Genomic DNA, 15,821 nt, shown 5'->3' with positions numbered 1-15,821 from the left:
TTAAGAGCCAAGAGCCAAGAGCTTCCGTCATCCGTCAAAAACTTTTCCCTAAACTTTTTGTATTTTTAATGGGAAATAGCTTTCCCCCAAGATTGAACAAACACAAACCATTAAACATTCCCATGACCGATTCGGGCCAATCTCTTTTGGATAAACTGGAAGTGCATATCACGGCCAATCTTGAGAACGAACAATTCGGAGTAGAACAATTGGCGGATATGATGGGCATGAACCGTTCGCACCTGCATCGCAAACTACATAAGGTAAAAGGGAAATCCATCAGCAGGTTTATTCGTGAATTTCGTCTGGAAAAGGCACGGGAAATGCTCATCGAAAAAGAAATGACCGCATCTGAAGTTTCTCATGCCGTTGGTTTTGGTAGTCCCTCGTATTTCAATAAATGTTTTACCGAATATTTTGGGTATTCTCCCGGTAAGGCGAGATTAAAAGTCGGGCAAGAAATTACTGGGAAAGCGGAATCTTCTAATAATAAAAGTTTGTTATGGGTTGGTGGACTTGCAGCTACAATATTGCTTGGATTCCTGATTTTTTCTCAGGATAAAAAGGAAGTTGTAATTGCAGAACCAGCTCCCAAAGAAAAATCAATAATTGTACTTCCCTTTAAAAATCTGAGTTCAGATGAAGAGAATCAATATTTGGCCGATGGGATGGTTGAGGCGATTAGTCGGCATTTATCCAGTATCGAATCTTTAGAAATAATTAATTCTACAGCTATTGGTCCCATGAACTCTATAAAGGAAATTGGGAAGACTCTAAATATTTCAACTGTTCTACAAGGTAGTATTCAAAAGCAAGATAGTATTATTAGAATAGAAGTAAAGTTGGTGAATACTTCTGATGAATCTCAAATTTGGGCAGAACACTATGATAGAAAATTGAAAGATATTTTGACTATCAATAGTAATATTGCACAACATGTCGCCCTTGCTTTACAAACGACTTTGACCTCAAAGGAAGAAGCGATTATTGAAAAGAGAAGTTCATATAATCCAATCGCTTATGATTATTATATGCAAGGAGAGTACCACTTTAGCCAACTGACCCCTGCGGGACAGGTCGAAGCACTAAAATTTTATAAAAAAGCCATGAAAATTGATTCAACATTGGCGTTGGCTTATAACGGTATTGCTGGCACTTATTTATGGAAAGCTTCTTCCTTTGGTCACGAATTGGAACCAGAGGAAGCAGTTGAAAAAGCAAAATACTACATTGAAAGAGCACGGCACTATGACCCTGATATTTGGGAAATAAATGCGCAAGAAGCTTATATAAGTTTGTATATCGATTGGGATTTTGAAAAATCCGAAAAATTGTTTTTGGCATGTCTGGATAAAAGCACGCCAATTTACCAAGTTATTTATGTCAATTTTTTAATGTATGAACATAGATACCAAGAGGCATTGAAATACTATACGACTTTTACCAAAAGATTCCCTTATTTTCCAAATTCGGCTATTCCATGGCTATCTTACTATAGCGGGGATTACGAAAAAGGCACCGAGTTTATTGATAGTAGGGCGAATTCTGGTGCAATCAGTTTGTTCAACTATGGCGCATTTGGATTTTTTTACCTGAATTATGGTGAATATGATAAAGCAATTAACTGGTTGGAAAAGGAAGAGGAAATGTATGGTGTTCGATTACCTCGTACAATAAGTTTGTTGGGTGCAGCTTACGCCAAAAAAGGCGATATACAAAAGGCAGTTACTTTGCAAAATGAGCTGAAAGAGTTAAAATCAAAAAACAGTGCTGGCTCCCTAGCATGGAGTATTGCAATTATCTCCTGCGCCCTGGGTGAGAAAGACGAAGCCCTTAAATGGATAAAGACAGCAATCGAAGAACATGAGCAAGAGATTGTGTGGCTCGTCAGCGAACCACAGCTATACCCGCTACACGGTATGCCCGAATTCGATGCTTTGGTCAAACAAGTCGGGTTTCGTGAGCATGCGTACCCGGTGGAGTTGCCTGCGCATTTTCAATAGACTTTGTCTTCAAACCCAAACTCAAAAATCAAATACAAAAGTTTTCTGCCGTTGCAGACAAATGTGCGAACTGCTACTGCCTACTGCCAACTTTTTTAAGGTCTGTATTTTCAAAATGATCCCCGTATTATTTTAGTGCACAATTGACACTTTTCCCTTTTTCCACAACATAATTACCACAATCCGCAACATAGTTACAAGACTTGTAAAAAAGCTTACAGGCTTTCGCAACATAAGTGTTTATTGGTGTTCTGTGTTTTTTGTGAGATTTGAAACAAGAAAATGAAAGAGCATTACTCGTGAAAATAAATCTGACATACTACTTGATTTTTTTATTTGTGGCGATACATAATACAATCTATTCGCAACCAGTATATGAATCAAAAATCAATATAAATGGTAATTCTGTATATCTAGACTTGGTGGACTCTTCAATTTACTATTATGAACCAAGTACGATTTATTTATCTAAAAGTAAAGAAGGGAAGCCTGGATTAAAATATCTAAAAATGTCTAGATCAAAGGCCAAAGGGCAGGGCGATGTTGTGATTGATAACTTTAGTATCATTCAGTTAAACCTTAAGGCTTCAAGAATTACTCAAAGCAAAATTAAAGGGCTTGCAGCAGATTTAAATATAAGCGAAGCTAATCTACTACCAATACCGATTCAAAAATTTGAATTTAATCTTTTGTCGGGAATTGAATCTATTGGTAAAAAGGTGGTCTTGGCATCTCATCTAAATTCATCTTATGACAATGAAGGTTCTGATTTGTGGGAGGAAAAAAATATTACAATACAACTATCGAAAGAAGCTGCTCAACTAGTAGACGATAATTTAGAGAAGTTTAATGAATTGGGTCTTGTTTTCGCCTTTAGTTATTTTACAAATTTTAGTAGCCTTATTGAGGAAGATTTATTGAAGAACCCCGAAGAAAACCATGATACCAAAGAAAATGAGACCGAACTGATACAATTTAAATCAGGACTAGTCGACCTTAGTTTTGATGTAGATAGATGGAAAGATTCATGTATAAAAGAGCTCGTATTGAATGAAGAAGTATTGCCGCGGTATCACCCAATTCAACTGATATGTTATGATTTTAGTGATAGACTTCGACCTGATCTTTTGGCAAAAAAAGTAATTATTTGTGGAGCGGGTTTAGGTAATAGGCAAACCTGTACCAAAGAACTGGAATTCAGTGCGACAGAACCTGATTTGAATGCAATTAGTCTAAAGTTCAAGTTTCCTATTCTATTTAATAAGCCTTTAAGATACAGAGTAACAGAAATTGATTTGACCGGTAATGTTTCAGTCAAACAATGGATCAATGTTGATTTAGGTCATGTAGTAGATATAAGCACCCCTAATGAAGAAATGAAATTTGACACTCAATCAATCGAGGTTCAAACTGATATTTTAAAACTGAAGTCAGATGGCTTTAGAGAGGTTTCGCTGACTTTGAAGTATTTGCTTGAAGGTTATGAAAAGACTAAACGAATAGTTTTTGATACCCATACATCTAACGAAATAGTTTCAACAAACATATACTACGATAAAGGCAGCGCTCTCTCTTATGATATAAACTGGATGCATACCAATGGTAATATGCTGGCAGGTGATAATTCAATGGATATTTCTACAGGATTTGTATTTCTGGCACCCCCTAAAAATGAAGTTATTCAACAAACTAAAGGATAAAATTTAATGATAAAACTTATATCAAATATAAAACTCCTTTTTTCATTTACCAGCTGTTTGTTAGTATTGACTTTGCCGTTTAAATCAAATGGGCAAGTGCAATATGGTGCCAAAATAGAATCTTATAATGGTATTAAACTATTTCAGGATAGTACAGACTCAAATGCTTACTACTATTTACCTGAACAACCAAGGGTTGTTTTCAAAGATGATGTTTACAAACTCCATTTGTGGAAATACCTAAGTGTAAATGATCAAATATCTGGAGGTGTTTTTAGCGCATTAGTCGAGTTTTCAATTTCACAAAATGAGAAAAATGAAATTGAAAAAGTACTTAAAAAAAAGAATCATAATGCTTTCTTGAAAGCACAAATTCCACTTCTAACCTTCAAAGAAGACCATAATTATGGAAACGCGAGTTTCACTTTGCTTACGAGTGTATTTGACAAACAAAATAAAACAACCACTGATCGAATTATAACCTCAGGTAACGCACCAATACAAGATGGTTCAAAGGCATCACTAATGCTAAACTTAACTAGAGAAGAGGCTTCTTTGTTGGAACAATCGCTTAAAATGGGCACCAGCGATTTATCAATAGTAATACGTGCCTACTATCCCGCAAAATATCCAGCTTTTAGTGCGAGAATTAGCATTCCGTCAAAAAAAGTAATTGATATGGTAAAAAAGAAATATGGTAATGTGCCTATTTCGAAATCAGAACTTGAAAATACCGCTAGAGAATTAAGGTTGAATAGTGCATTAAAAATTGAGTTATATGAAGGTGAAGAAAGTGACGAAATAGGCGCTTCTATAGTTAAGATGGTTTCCGATAAGATAGCCTCTGAAATGTTTTTACCCAATTTGAATTGTAATGGTATGCTTAGAAGTGATCCATATTGCTTGAAGCAAATAAACAGGCAATATAGACCTACCGATAGTCTTTATATTGCTGTGCAAAAATCAGCTTTCAAGCAAGTTCCTGTAATATCTGTAGGTAATTTGAATGTTTTCAAAGATTCAATTGCCCAATTAAATGATTACGTAAGTACAGTTCCGTTAAATGATAGATCGGGCTCTCAGCGTCGAATTGATTTTAAGATAAATGAAGACTATTTAGGGGCGTTTAAACATTATATAAATGGGGTTTCGGTCCAAGTTCGAAATGACTCTACCTCTAAGATTCATGAGTTTTCCTTTTCATGGTCAGATATTTTGGCCGGCCATTACCAAAAACAAATAAACCTTAAAGGTCAGGAGCAACTAGATTCTTTGATACAGTATAAGGTTCTCTGGAGTATCGCTAAAGCCGATACGCTATTGAGTTCATCTTGGAGGAGTACTTCAAAACCCTTCATTTCTTTGACCCCACCTTTGGAAAAACGAACTATTAGTCTTGGCTTTGATGGTGCCTCAATGGCAGATACAACTTCCATTTTGATCGATTTTGCGGCCAAACTTGGAGGCAAGAAAAGAGCAATGGTTTTAGAAAACCTCAAAATTGAGAATAAGCAAGAATATTTTTTGACCACACTGACTCTTTTCACAGATTTCGAATCTGATATTGTTTATAGAACAAGCAGAGTTAGAAAATCAAAAGGTGTCATCTCAGATAAGCCACGTTTTCTAAATCAAAATGATTTTATCTCTATAAAGTAAAAGCCATGAAGAAGTTCATATATCTAATAATGTTTTTGACCATAACGCAAGTCAATGCGCAAATGATACTATTGGATCAAGGGGTAAGAACTAATGACCTTTGGTTATTTCCATCTTCTACCGATTCAAGTGCTTATTTTTATCTTCCAAACTCTGCAGCGCTGGGTAAAACCCCTGATGGTTTACCGCAATTCTCTTTTCTGAGATATGTAGCACTAAAAAAAGGTGGTGAAGATCAAAATTCCCCTATCAACGAAGCCGACGGTGGGGCTTTGCTACACTTTCTACTTCAATATGGCACATCGGAAAATAAAGTAAATAAGGCTCAAGAACTCTTGAGGGAAAAGCTAAAGCGTCAAGACGTGGTAATCAAAGGCCCGGTAATTTTTGATGAAGCAAGTTTTGCCTTAGTATCTTCAATTGTCAAAAATGGGGAGGAAGAAAAAGAAATTTTAACGGTAAGTTCAGCCCCGGTTCTCGAAGGAAGTAAACTTGCCTTTTCTTTTAAATTGAACCCAAGAGATTCTAAAATCTTAATGGAAAGTTTTAAAATGGATACTCCTGATGTATCAATCATCTTTCAACTTAAATTTTCAGGATATTCCGACACTTTTAAAGCTGAAATCACAGCTGACTGGGAGCAGATCTATAAGCATACACAAACAAAAAAATCCAACAATTTCCTTTTTGTAAAGGAAGAGGCTTTTACCGACATAAAGGAACTTGTTTCTAACGGTGGTGTTGAACTTAAGATTATGGGTGAGGATCCGCGCAATGAAAAACTGATAGCCAATGCCTATGAGAAAGTGTTGGATTTGGTATATAAGCCAGTAGACATAAACAAATTCAAGGAAGATGGAACTATAGATGATTTAGAACGTGCATGGGAAGGTGCCGTTGAAGGTATAAAAGACATTTCGACATTTGGTCTATCAAGTGTAGGTTCTACTAATGGTTACCAATATCGCGAGATAAAGCAGTCTGGTACCACACATCTTTCCTTGATAAAGGCAAGTAAGATAGAAAGACATCACTTTATAACATTCAACATGGGCAATTTGTTCAAGAATTATGGAGATGATGAGGGAGTTTTTAAAACAGTTAACATTCTTGACCCCAATTATATGCAACGCGACGTATTCATAAGTCTAGATGGTAGTCTTCGCAATGCATTTACCGAAATGGTGAACTCAGTAAATGTTACCGTCAAGAAAAAACATAATAATGGTAAGGAGGAATTAAAAAAAATACGGATTGATCAAAACAGTTTTGATAAACCGCAAGCGGTAGCCTATGCCAATTTAAAAGATTTTGATGAAAGCTTCAATCCATCGGATATGGATAATTGGATGGAATATCAATATCAGGTCATATGGGATTTTAAGGGAGGAGAGCAGTTAACTACCAAATGGAATACTACCAAAGGTGATGTAAATCTCTACATTCCGTATGAGGCTCGTGATATCATTTTTATAGGTGACCTAGATAGTATATGGTTATCGGGTGTCAAGGCATTGGTGGTAAATATCCGCTATGATTTTTTTGGAAAAAAAAGGAACCTACCAGTTGAAAAGATAACCCCAGGCAAGACCATTGAGGATGTGATAAAATCTTATTTGGCTCCTCTAGGTAATTATGAATATGAGTATAGAATTATACCAGTTACTGATAATGAAGAAGTAGTTGTCGAATGGAGAAATGATAGTGACGGAATAATAGTATTGGAATAACTATAAAATCAAAATTATGAAAATATTTAAGTTAACATTTTTATTGGTCTTTAGCACTGCCTTTGCATTAGCGCAAAATATAGATTTTGAAACCCGAACCACTGTGCTTTTGAATGATGGAACAGAGGTAATCTTATTCGGAAAAATCAAGAAGGCCACAGAACATAAGGATGAAACAAAAAGATTCTGGGAATTATGGAATACCGATAAATCTCTAGATCCAATACAATTACCTGTTGTAAACAACGAATACTATTATTTACCACCAGAATCTTCGTTAAAACTCTCTCCAACAAAAGATGGTAACAAGCGATTTGTACTCTATAAGTATGCAGGAAATACCAAAGAAACCGCTGTCGGCGGCACCCTTTATTTTAATATGGAATTTGGGCTTACCAAGGCACAAGAGCAGGAGGTTTTGGAAAAGTTAAGAAGATTAAGGCCAAATGCTAACGTTAAGGTAAAAGGATCGGTAATGCTTTTTCCTCAGGTCGGTAAAAGTGCAGGTGAGCTTGAGGTTTTACTGGTGCAAGGTGATGATCAAACTGTATTAACTACAAGTGCAGCACCCATAGGTCAAGGAGGTAAACTGGCAGTCATGGCCAATTTGGGTACTATAAATACACAAATTGTAGAGAAAATATTGAAAGGCGATGCCAGTCTAGGAGGAATCTATGTAGGGTTGCGATATACCTTTCCGGCGACGGTTGAAGGTTTTTCAGCTAACATCACTTTCGATGAAAAAAAATTCAGTTCAGTTAGAGACCGCCTCAATAAAAGTACTGTTCTGCGCCAAGATAATTTTTTAGGAATCTTTTGGGGTACCAAAAGTTATACCCGTACTGAAATTAGAGACTTCTATAATTTTTTGCGTGAAGAAGAAGTCATAAAGGCCAGTTCGGTCACAAGTCAATATTTAGACAAAGAACGCGCTGCGGAGTTGGAAGGCGCATTTTTCGATTTTTTCTTTAGCAGTTTTGCCAAGCCAACAGATTTAGGCACCCCTAATAATCGTGCAGCTATCATTGATTCTATTCAACTAAATGGATTGGGTAATGAGGTGACTTATGATATGGAGGTGGATAACCGTTCAATCAGTGACATGCAAAAGCATAGCGAGTTTAATCTAGAACATCGCGTTGCTTATCGATTTCCATGTGGTTTTGGCAATGACATTAAAGATGTTTTGAAAGGAATCGATTTAGACGAGCATATTGTTAAAATAGACTTAGATGATCCATTTTTCGAATTTAGAGTTATAACAGTAGGTCTCGATGGCGCATTGCCTGATTTGATAGGAGGAATTATTAATGGTGTTGAGGTACGATTAAGAAAAGAGAAAGCCGATGGGAGTTACTACTATTTTGAAGATCAAGACCCGATTCTTTTTAATCAAAAAGGGCAAGCGGCTCAAACAAGAACCTACAATAGGTCTCATGATGCTAATATCGAAAATGCTGACTATGAATACAAAACCATTATTAGTTACAAAGGAGGAGCGAAGGAAGAATCACCAAGATGGCTGCCCATTGCCAATGATCAAATATTTGTTTCTACAAAATTGGAACAAAAAGAAATCAGCTTTCAAGCCGACCCCGACGAACTTAAGGAAAACCGTATTGCGCGGGCTTCTTTGCAAATTGCATATCGTCAAAAAGGAAAACAAAAAATAGATGAGATGTATGTGACACCAAGCGAATCTAATGACAGCAAGACCAAAATTTTCTTTATGGATTCTGCAAAGGCCTATGCCACCCGTGTTGTTTTTTTTCACAAAGATCAGTCAAAGCCTGTTATACTTGATTGGCAAGAAAAAGACTTTACTTTTCCTTTTATCTATGCCGTTATCCCCGAATCATTAAGGGGTATGTCTGAAGAGGTACTTAATGACTATAACGAAAAATACAGCTTTGAATATAAAGAGACACGTGAAGTTCAAAATGAGGACGGGACTTTAAAGACTGAAATTAAAAAAGAGGGCTATGATATTTTTGAAAGCAACAATTAAACAATCTGTGATTATGAAAAAGTTATTTCCATTACTAGTGCTATGCATGTTGTATTCAACCATCAATGCACAAAAAGTATTTATTGATCAACCAATTCGAGTTGGGGAATTCATAGTTTTTCCCTCGGTCGACGATCCAAACGCTTTTTATTACTCTCCAAATAAACCAAGGGTAGCCAAATCAAAGGATGGTAAACCACAATTTTCGTTTTTATTGTTTAAAGAAAAAAACAGGTCCGATGTTACAAAAAAAAATATCGAAGACCAGATTGGGGGAGGAGTGGTGCACGCTTTGGTGGAGTATGGTTTGACAGATTCACAAGTTGAAAGATTAAGATCTATGCTTAAAGAAATTAAAAATGATGCGGTTTTGAAAGGGCCGATTGTTTATAAATCAGGAAACATAGCCTTGGTTTCTGCCATTGCAGATAAAAATAATGGGCATGTTAATAATGTTATTGGTGTGGGGAAAGCTCCAATATTGGAAAATCAGAAAGCCTCTATTGCATTTATGTTAGACACAAAAGGCGCAAAATTATTGTGGTCTTCGTTCCAGACTGAAACCCCTGATATTGATTTCAAGTTTGAAATGGAAATGTCGGGCTATCTGTCTCCAATTAACGGCTATTTAAAAGGCACTTTTGATCAGATTTACGAATCACATGACATGAGTTTGGCTGCGAGTGGCAGCCTAGGCCCAATAACTTTAGGAGCTGAAATTGGGGCGACCTTTGATAAGCTCAGACGTGAAGGGAAAATAAAGGTATATACTGAGGGTGATGATAAAGAGATGCAACGGCTTATTATGGCAGGCTATAAAAAGTTAGCAGATATGATATTTGAGCCTCTAAACGCAAGTTATAGTCAAATGGCAAACAACGACCCCAGCAAAAATAATGCTTCGGCTTTTGATCAATTGTCTAAACTAAAAGTACTCGAAGATGAAGAAATTGACCCTTTGAGCAAAGCTCAGGCGATGGAAGATTGGAAATCTGGAAACGGAGTTGAAGAAAATTCTGTTGAAAAAAAACCAAAAATTAATAGAGTTAAACCTAAGGAAAGCGACAAACTAAAGAAAGCTGCCAAAGAAAGCAAAGTACTTGGAGATTCAAATAAAGGAATTGGTTTTTATGGTAGCGGAACTAAAAGCTCACTATTTAAACCAATACATACGGCAGGCGGTTCGCGTTTAAACTATGTTTTGAACCTCAAAGCTCTAAGCTTGCCAAAAGCTGTAAAAAATGACAATAACCTTATTCTTAATACAAACTTTAAGAAGACCAAAGAAGAGTATTTCATTAACCTGTCAAAAGTAGATGTTTTTCAGGATAGTAGATTAAAATATGAAAATAAGCATAAAGATTTGGTGGAATTACATTATCGAAAAAAATGGGTGAAGTCGAGCGGAAATCAATCAGTATTGGTTTCGTTAAGGCATGCCAATATAGTTGTGGAGAATTGGAAGGAGGCCTTTAAAGAGTCTAGAAACAATAGTGCCAAAGGCAGAAAATGGATTACGTTCAACCCTTCTGGTAATGATGAGGATGAAGTTTCAATGGAAGCATGGCGATTTAGGGGCCTGGTTGATATTTGTACTATTTCGTATAATTCGCGGAATGAGTTAAAAGATTATTTAGAAGAACATGAAGGTGAAATAATGGAAGTAATAGAAGCTGACACAATAGATGAGCATTTAGCGGATGGGGTCGAAGAAATTGTCCGTGATTATGCAAATGAAGAGGATGAAGATGAAAATTTGAATTTACCGGATATGCCCTTGAATTCTGGAACCCAACATTTAGCAAGAGATGTTGATGAGGCCTTTGAATATTTGGAAAACAATGACTCAAATAAAAACAATAAGATATCCGGTATTGCAACTATGGATGATTGGAACGCGGAAACTGCAGATGAATATTACAATGAAAATCATGATTTGGTTCTTATCAGGGTAAATGAAGAATTCGTCAAAAATAAGAAACTGCTTTTGGATGGTAAGTATATACACGTGTCAAAAAAACATTTGATTACTATCCTTGAGGACTGTTCTAATGCGGTAATTGAAGCAGAAGTCAATGAGGGCGATCTTTATGAAACTTTTAGTTATAAATCTTCTGAATATGGGGCTATTAAAATTGATTTATGGAGGCTTCAAGCCTTAGTAAAAACCTATTGTGCAGATAAAGAAAAAAGAAAAGATGTATTAGGGGCAATTGATGAAAGATCCACATGGCTTAGTTATCCAGGTCAAAAAATCGGAAGGTTTTTGGTAATGAATGATGAGGTTTTAATGAATATTTTTGATAATTATCAAGAGGCTTTAAATGAGTGGATCACGTATGATTCCAACGTGAAAAGAGGTATTTATAATGAAAAACTGATTCATGAATTTGAAAACTTCGGTATGATGGAACCCAGCCAATTTAAAAAGGCACTTGATTTATGTAAAGATGAAAAAGCAAAAAATGGAATAATCAATAAACTCAATTTTGGAAGTAAAGGCGGGCGTAGTCAAGATGATTACTTTGACTATAACCTTTTTTTGCACGCTTATAATAGAGTACTTTTCATAAATTCAATTAGAGCACTTAAGTTGAATGAACCCCAACAGAGTTCTCCAGCACCATTTTCAATTTATGCAACCTATAAGTTTAGACAAACAAAGATTGAGGGTGATTTTAATTTAGAGTTTAACAAAGTTTCTGCAGGAACACAACCTATGTATTTTTCTGAAAACATAGGCAACATCAAAGAAAAATGCGAGAGCTGCTTTAAAATAGTCAGTTTAGATGAAATGGAAATGTTCAAACAACGAGAGGTTTTGGTCATTTTAGATGGCTCAATCTTGAGCAATTTTAAAAAGTTCATCAATAGCGCATCGATTACTTTACGAAAAGAACATCCTGACAATAAATTCGAAAATGAGTATGCGAACATTACCTACACCAATTTTAAAGATACCGGTAATGTGCATAAAATGGTTTATGGTTGGCAAGGTGATGATTCCGAAACTTGGGGTGATTATCAATATAAAGTAGATTGGAACTTCTTTCAAAATTATGAAGTGAAAGGTGAGTTTCAAGACTATGATGGTGATGTTCTTTCCATATCGCCTCCTGTTAGTCTTAAAACTGTTAGTATTGAAGCGGACCCAGACTTCGTTGCCGATAACAATATCAAATACATTACTATAAAGTTATCCTACGGCTATGGTACGCGAAAACAAAGTGGCTATGTAGATTTAGATGCGGGGGGTCAATTCGTTTCGAAGCCTATTCGATTACGTGCAGATGGTATTTTAAGTAAACAGGTGGGGCTTATTTTACCCAATGAAGTGGATGAATTCAGTTATACCTACAAAGTAACTACAATCGACGGAAAGAATTATCAATCGGGTGAACTGAAATCCACAGGACTCTTGATTGATGAGATTCATGAAATTCCCACAAAAGATTAAGTATCGTGAGGGAGCTAACAATATATCGTTTGTGGGTTGTAGTATTGCTTCAATGCGCAACCTTATTTGGTCAACCGGCTTCTAAGAATTTCGATTCTAAGGCCAAGGGTCCGAATTTGGCCAAGACCTTAAATTTGCGTGCAGAGTTACGAGATAAAGATTTATTAAGCCTAATTAAAGGCCCGGGCAATGAGTTTGCACCTATCGACATTCTGAATGGTGAATTGTACTATGATAAAAATGAGTATTCAAATATTTTCTATTATTTGCCAGGTAGCTTCGGTCTTCTTTATAACAAGAAAAAGGGCACCTACAAAATAGAACTGACATATCCCGAAGATGATACTGGTAATCGAAAAGTAAGTTTCAAAGCACAGTTCGGATCCAGTATCGACGAAAATACCGAGTTTCTTTTAGAGCGTCTTCTGTATCAAATAGCAAAAAAACCGACGGTTAAAGCAGTGCCATTTAAGATGGAAAGTACACCGAAAATTGAATTCCCTTTTTCTGAATTCAACATTCCCACCGAATCCATACTCATTATCGCCAACACCGATTACACAAAACCGATGACTGTTAGCTGGGCGGTAAACCAAGATGAGGTGCAGGCTTTTCAGGCTTCAATGGCTCAAGACATGAATTTTAATGGAAAAATATGGTGGGAAAATGGAGAGGACAAGAGGCTTGAGCTGGATATTGACCTTTCCTTACAGACTCCAAAAACGCTAGGACAATTCTATTTCAAGAAACCTAGCGATTTACTATTACGTGGGTTTAAAAATTCAACTTCTTTCCCATTAAAGCTAAATAGTATAAAGGTTTTGAACAAAGAAAAATCTGGTAATCTGCTTTTTGATGAGATTAAATTGATTAACACGGTAGTCGAACCGAGAAGTACATATAAAGATTTACCCTCTGAAATTAAAAGCAAAATCAGAAATTTTCCACCCTCAGACCTCCTTGTGGAGTATGAGGTACTTGATTGCGAAGAGTGCAAAACCGATGCCATTTATAGTATGCAAAATAATAAAGCAAGTAGTCTAAGTGATTGGGTTCAAGTTTGGGAAATTGGGGCGTACGAGTTTACAGGGGCCAGCGGCATCGAAGTATTTGTGGATAAGATATACAAACGACTTGAAATCAAGGAAGGAGAGAAATTAAACGAGGCCTTTAAAGCCCCAAAATTGGTTAACGGACAGTTCAGCTTTAAGTATCGAATTTCTATAGTCCTTCCAGATAAAGTTTTGAAGAGCAGACTCATAAAGAACGATCCTCATACACCATCTATCATGATAAACAAGGAGTTTATTAAAAAACATTTTAGAGAATTTAGAAAAGCAAATTGATTATGAAAAGAAAAAATATCAAGTACACGTTACTAGCATTATTTTTAGGTATCGCATCACAAAATTTCATTAGTGCGCAGTGCAATAAAACAGATAGAGAATGTTGGTTTACAGAAGCTATCAGCAGTATTGAAAATGAAGATTTTGACAATGCTAAAAAGTATCTCAGGAAAGCAAAAAATACTAAGAATGGTATTGCCGAAGCAAAAAAAATGTGGGATTCGAAGCGATTGTCAAAGTATTATGAACCGCTTGCAGACTTCAAAAATCAATTTAAGACCAAGCATAGTGCACACTATTTTAGGGAATCTTTGAGTGCTCTGAATCGTGGCCTTGAGCTGGGAGAGCGAAATAAAAAAATTGGTACGGAAAGTACCCAGGGATTAGATGAGAATATTCACGCTTTTTTTGAAGCAACAATTCCGGTAGTTGAAGAAGAACGTGTCAAGGCAGTAGAAGAAGCATCAGCCAATGCCAACGCCAATTTTGAAGAAAATAACTATCAATCGGCACTTTCAAAGTACGAATTTGTTTTTAGGGAGGCAGATGATTCGAACCCAATGAAATTAGAAGCCTCAAAGCGTATCAACGAATGCAAGTACAATATCGCCATTACCAGTGCAGAAGAAATGTACGATAATAAGAAATGTGAAAAGGCCTTTGACTTCGCTATAGAGGCTCTACAATACGATTCTACTAGTAACAATGCAATGATAATAAGGGATGACGCTGCAGATTGTGCTTATGAGAAGATTATAATTACGGCAGAGGATCAGATATCTAGTGATAAATGTGAAAAGGCAATTAAGACCTACGAAAGGGGTAGAAAGTATTATGAAATCGTGCAAAATGAAACAGGCTTAGGAAGCCCTGAAGATGGCATCAGTTCTGCTAAAGATTGTGCCGCTGTAGCATATTTGCAAAAGGCAAAAGATTTTTATATCACAAACAATCACAAAAGCGCAATTGCTGCTCTTAAAAAGGCAAAATATTTTTCACCTGAACGGGATATCCTATTCGAGGGGGTTGATTATAATGCCCTAACACTTGAAGAAAAGTTTTTTGAGAACCTTATTTCAAAAGGAGAGAATGCCTACAAAGAAGGAAATAGTGATTTGTCAAGATACAATAGTGCCATTAAAAGCTTTAAAGGTGCTGCTGTTTATAAAGATAGCACTGCAATGTATGATAAAGTGGCCTATGTTCAGGCTGTTAAGAAAGCACAAACTTTAGAAAATAACAAGGAACATCTTAATACTGCTGCAGAACAACAAGAATTAGTTGATGCATGGTATAGGGCAAAAAGACTTGCCCCCGCAGCAGATTTAAATGGCGGTATAGATGCTAGATCTAAATATGAAGAAGTAAATGATAATCATACAGCTACTCTAAGAGATGAAAGACAAAAAGCAGACTTAAAGAGCTCCAACTCTGCTGTATTGGAATCTTATTTTTTTGAATCCAACAATATTAACATTCCGAAGATTAAAGATGACAGTGATTTTGGGGACGAAGTTAACGTTACTGCAACTGTAAAATGGCGGGTAAAAACAGTTGAACAGAATAATGTAATCCAACTAAGATTCCATATAAGGTTTAAGGAAAAGGGTGGGCACTGTTGCGATAAAACAGATTCGACATATGACATAACTACTGATGTTATTACTATTCTTAGATTACCAAAAAAATACCTTGATCACTTTAAAATTTACGGCAACTCTGAGTTTGGTGCTGAACAACATTTTAGATATGATGGTAGAGCACTAGATAAATTGTACGTTAAGGGCCCACCAAGGAGAATGGATTTGGAAAGCCCAATAGGCTATATTACCGATTCTTTCCTTACCATAGAAAACGGTAAAATTACCTTTAATTATGAACCGAATCCAATTAGGGTAGGGCTAGTACGACAGTAGTT

At 36.1% G+C, this 15,821-nt stretch carries 8 protein-coding genes; all 8 read left to right on the top strand.

Features of this window, described 5'->3' with window-relative positions:
• The first annotated feature begins 68 nt into the window (after positions 1 to 68).
• Entirely contained in the window at positions 69 to 2,003 is a 1,935-nt protein-coding gene (locus JQC67_RS16820) for a helix-turn-helix domain-containing protein (protein WP_203254076.1), read from the top strand.
• Positions 2,004 to 2,512: 509 nt separating this feature from the next.
• Positions 2,513 to 3,703 carry a hypothetical protein gene (locus JQC67_RS16815; protein ID WP_203254075.1) on the top strand — a complete coding sequence of 397 codons (1,191 nt, stop codon included), beginning with the start codon at positions 2,513 to 2,515 and terminating at the stop codon, positions 3,701 to 3,703.
• 6 nt (positions 3,704 to 3,709) lie between these two features.
• Positions 3,710 to 5,362 carry a hypothetical protein gene (locus JQC67_RS16810; protein ID WP_203254074.1) on the top strand — a complete coding sequence of 551 codons (1,653 nt, stop codon included), beginning with the start codon at positions 3,710 to 3,712 and terminating at the stop codon, positions 5,360 to 5,362.
• Between the two features lie 5 nt (positions 5,363 to 5,367).
• A complete protein-coding gene (locus JQC67_RS16805) occupies positions 5,368 to 7,092 on the top strand; it encodes a hypothetical protein (RefSeq protein WP_203254073.1) in 1,725 nt (574 codons plus the stop codon).
• A gap of 16 nt (positions 7,093 to 7,108) precedes the next feature.
• A complete protein-coding gene (locus JQC67_RS16800; RefSeq protein ID WP_203254072.1) occupies positions 7,109 to 9,100 on the top strand; it encodes a hypothetical protein in 1,992 nt (663 codons plus the stop codon).
• A 13-nt stretch (positions 9,101 to 9,113) separates the two neighbouring features.
• On the top strand, positions 9,114 to 12,557 hold the full coding sequence (locus tag JQC67_RS16795) for a hypothetical protein (RefSeq protein ID WP_203254071.1): 3,444 nt from the start codon (positions 9,114 to 9,116) through the stop codon (positions 12,555 to 12,557).
• Between the two features lie 5 nt (positions 12,558 to 12,562).
• Positions 12,563 to 13,903, top strand: a complete 1,341-nt coding sequence (locus tag JQC67_RS16790; RefSeq protein ID WP_203254070.1) for a hypothetical protein — start codon at positions 12,563 to 12,565, stop codon at positions 13,901 to 13,903.
• A 2-nt stretch (positions 13,904 to 13,905) separates the two neighbouring features.
• Positions 13,906 to 15,819 (top strand): hypothetical protein, encoded by a 1,914-nt coding sequence (locus tag JQC67_RS16785; protein WP_203254069.1) that lies wholly within the window; start codon positions 13,906 to 13,908, stop codon positions 15,817 to 15,819.
• Positions 15,820 to 15,821 lie beyond the last annotated feature (2 nt).

This window comes from Aurantibacter crassamenti, from assembly GCF_016811105.1.
GTDB lineage: Bacteria > Bacteroidota > Bacteroidia > Flavobacteriales > Flavobacteriaceae > Aurantibacter_A > Aurantibacter_A crassamenti.
This window is presented reverse-complemented; position numbering and strand designations above follow the sequence as displayed.